Source organism: Pseudomonas sp. SDO5591_S426, from assembly GCF_054070755.1.
Genome location: NZ_JBSVXD010000341.1, coordinates 1 through 3,207, shown reverse-complemented (window position 1 = coordinate 3,207; position 3,207 = coordinate 1). Strand labels below are relative to the sequence as shown.

Annotated in this window: 4 protein-coding genes; 2 read left to right on the top strand and 2 right to left on the bottom strand. The window is 61.2% G+C overall.

The genetic code is table 11. The features are described 5' to 3' along the window. Window positions 1-82: 82 nt before the first annotated feature. Together ACW9JC_RS29605 and ACW9JC_RS29600 are read right to left on the bottom strand one after the other, a co-directional pair. Window positions 83-628 carry a cytochrome b gene (locus ACW9JC_RS29605; protein ID WP_338581930.1) on the bottom strand — a complete coding sequence of 182 codons (546 nt, stop codon included), beginning with the start codon at window positions 626-628 and terminating at the stop codon, window positions 83-85. Further along, the gene (locus tag ACW9JC_RS29600) at window positions 625-1,710 is read right to left on the bottom strand and encodes a catalase family peroxidase (RefSeq protein WP_338581931.1); all 1,086 of its coding nucleotides are present in this window, start codon (window positions 1,708-1,710) and stop codon (window positions 625-627) included. Before ACW9JC_RS29600 ends, ACW9JC_RS29605 begins: the two co-directional genes overlap by 4 nt. A 158-nt stretch (window positions 1,711-1,868) precedes the next feature. On the opposite strand from ACW9JC_RS29600, the gene ACW9JC_RS29595 reads away from it, so the two are divergent. Together ACW9JC_RS29595 and ACW9JC_RS29590 are read left to right on the top strand one after the other, a co-directional pair. Next, window positions 1,869-2,375 carry a sigma-70 family RNA polymerase sigma factor gene (locus ACW9JC_RS29595; RefSeq protein WP_338581932.1) on the top strand — a complete coding sequence of 169 codons (507 nt, stop codon included), beginning with the start codon at window positions 1,869-1,871 and terminating at the stop codon, window positions 2,373-2,375. Then, window positions 2,372-3,124 carry an anti-sigma factor family protein gene (locus ACW9JC_RS29590; protein ID WP_457459475.1) on the top strand — a complete coding sequence of 251 codons (753 nt, stop codon included), beginning with the start codon at window positions 2,372-2,374 and terminating at the stop codon, window positions 3,122-3,124. Before ACW9JC_RS29595 ends, ACW9JC_RS29590 begins: the two co-directional genes overlap by 4 nt. Window positions 3,125-3,207 lie beyond the last annotated feature (83 nt).

The window sequence follows — 3,207 nt, the reverse complement described above, 5'->3', positions numbered from 1 at the left end:
CTTTTGATCTTGACCTTTAAAAGCAAAGACAAAAGATCGCAGCCTGCGGCAGCTCCTACATTGGTCGTGTGTGTCGCGGAGTTCAGCCGCGATCCTTACCCCGCAACATGCTGTCCAGCACATCATCCCGACGTACCCAGGCATGAAACAACGCCGCCGCCAAATGCAGCAGCACGGTCAAAAACAGCAAGTACGCCAGATACCCGTGGGCCTTGCGCAGGAACGCAAACACCTGAGCGTTGGCCGCAACGATCGATGGTAATTGCAGCGAGCTGCTGAGCATCACCGGTTCGCCGGACGCCGAAATCATCGCCCAACCCAGCAACGGCAAAACCAGCATCAAGACGTACAGCAACACATGCGAGGCTTTGGCCGCGAGTGCTTGCCAACCCGGCAGGTCGGCGGGTAATGGAGGCTGCGTGGTGGAAAAACGCACCACAAGACGCACGATTACCAACAGCAGAATCGCAACGCCCAAGGGTTTGTGCAGGTGGATCAGCATTTCATGTCGCTCAGACACCGAAGCGACCATGCCCGCGCCGATAAACAACATGGCGATGATCATCAGCGCCATCAGCCAGTGCAGCAAGCGCGCCAGAGGAGCGAAGTGGTTGGGTTGAGTGCTCATTGCTGGGCCTCCTGTTTGGCGGCGGGCAATTGGCTGACTTCGCTGGTGCGACGCAGGTAGGACGTGGCGTAACCAGCTGAACGAGCGGCGAGCAACGGGTCGTCGGAACCTTCGATACCGGCGGGCAATACCAAGGGGTCGTAGTTGATATCACGGCACTCGCCGCTGAGTTGCGGCTGGGTGCTTTCAAGCACCAGCGTGCCGGCGTTCAACACTTTGCGCCCTTCGGGCCAGGCTTTGCTGGCGTCGTTCACTGGGTCGCCGGGGTTAGCCAACGTGATGTTCAACTGCCAACGCAGCGGCCCAGCGGCGATACGTTGCACCAGATCCTTCTCCAAAAAATCGCTGCCTTCCGGCGCCGTGGCACCCGGTGCGTCCTGAGCCACCGGCACCATGCTCCAGCGCACCGCTTGCCGCTGCCCGGCGGCGTTCACCAGATAGAACGCGTTGACGCTGTTGTAGGTTTCGGTCACGTAGCTGGCCGAAGGCCTGGCCGTCTTGACCCACGTCAGAAACGGCACGGCTTCCGGGTGCGCTGCGAAGAATGCCGGCACAGCCTTGGGGTCCGGCTTGCCGGTAGCCGGGTCCGGCGATTGCGCCTGCTGGAATTGATAGAACGCCTCGGGCGTGCCCACCGGGAACACCGGCATGCTGTTCATCCCGGTGCGCCATTGCTGGCCGTTGGCCTGGGTGAAACGCAATGCCAGGCTGCGGATCGGCACGGCATTGTCCGGGGCATAAGGATTGCCGGCCGGCAGGGCCAATCGTCCGACCACCGGGGTGCGCGGCTCATTGAACACTTGCGCCGTGGAATAACTGCGCGCCTCGCCGCTGCTCTCGAAATGGCCGATCACGCACACGCCTTTGGAGTGATTGCGACGGAATCCGGGATGCACGCCGTTGTTGGTTTCCAGCACATTGATCAGTTTTTTCGGCGTCAGGCGCTGTGGGTCAAGCGCGCCGTTGACGTAGGCAAACGCCCCGGCCACGGCGGCGACGACCACGGCAATGCCGGCCAGACGCAATGTCAGGCTCGCGGCACTCAACGGTGGCCGGGTTGGCGGTGATGATCGATCTACCATGAAAGACTCCAGGGCCATCGGCCGCGAGTGAGAAGAATCAGGCAGACGAACCGCGCAGCGGTTTATTCCCTCGCGCGGTATTTATTTTTTCGGGCGTGGAATAACCTCCAGTCCCGGGCGTCTTCCTAGTCCACAGCGTAGTGACTAGTCAGTACTTCATGAACGATATCGACGAACAACTGAGAGAAATCATTCCCAGATTGCGGCGATTTGCCGTGTCGTTGACGCGCAACTCCAGCAGCGCCGACGACCTGGTTCAGGCCAGCCTGGAGCGTGCGCTGTCGAGTTGGGGCGCCAAACGTGCCGACGGTGATTTGCGCGCCTGGCTGTTTTCGATTCTCTATCGACAGTTTCTCGATGCGCATCGACGCTCACGGCGTTATGCACGCATGCTCGAATTTTTCACCGGGCGCGACGATGCGCAGCCTTCGGTGGAGCGCACCGTCATAGCGCAATCGACCCTCAACGCCTTCGACCGACTGCCCACCGAACAGCGCGCGTTGCTGCTTTGGGTATCGGTCGAGGGCCTGAGTTATAAAGAGGTCGCCGAGATTCTCGACGTACCCACCGGCACCGTGATGTCCCGCCTGTCCCGGGCCCGCCAGGCCCTGCGCCAACTCAGCGATGGCGAAATCACCCGCCCAGCCCTGCGGAGACTCAAATGATCAGCATGCCCCCAAGCGAGCGTGACCTGCACGCTTACGTCGACCATCAACTCAACGAAGACGACCGACGTCTGGTGGAGACTTTTCTTGCAAGTAATTCGGACGTTTCCGCACAGGTCCGCGCCTGGCAGCAGGACGCCCAGCAACTGCGCGCGGCGCTCAGCGGCGCGTTGCAGCAAACCGCCAACCCGGCGCTTGATCCGGCGATGATTCGTCAGCGCCTCAAACGCCAATCGCGGCGACACCTGGCCAGCGCCGCGGTGTTGCTGATTGCGGTCAGCGTCGGCGGCTTCGGCGGCTGGCAAGCTCGGCAAATGACCTTCATCAGCGCTCAGCTACCGATGACCGATGCCCTGCAAGCCTATCGCCTGATTGCCCAGCAAGAAATATTGCCGGCCGACTACAAGGCCAGTGACGACGGCGACATGCAGGGCTGGCTCGACCGTTATTTCACCCAGGCCAATCGCCTGCCCGATCTTGCCGACGCCGGGTTCAAACCGGTGAGCGGACGCTTGCTCAGCACCGAACAAGGGCCGGCGGCAATGGTGGTCTACAAGAATCAAGGCGGGCAAAAGATCAGCTTTTACGTGCGCCCGCCGGGGCCGAAAAACTATCTGCTGCCGAGAGGCAGCCGCAGCGATGGCGGTTTGCAGGCCGAGTATTGGTCCGGGGGTGGCTACAACTATGCGATGGTCAGCCCGACCGATACGCCCGCGGCGCAGATGCTGAGGCAGACCGTGCAGTTTTAGACCATCGAAAGATCGCAGCCTGCGGCAGCTTCTACATTGGAATTCATTTCCCTGTAGGAGCTGCCGCAGGCAGCGATCTTTTC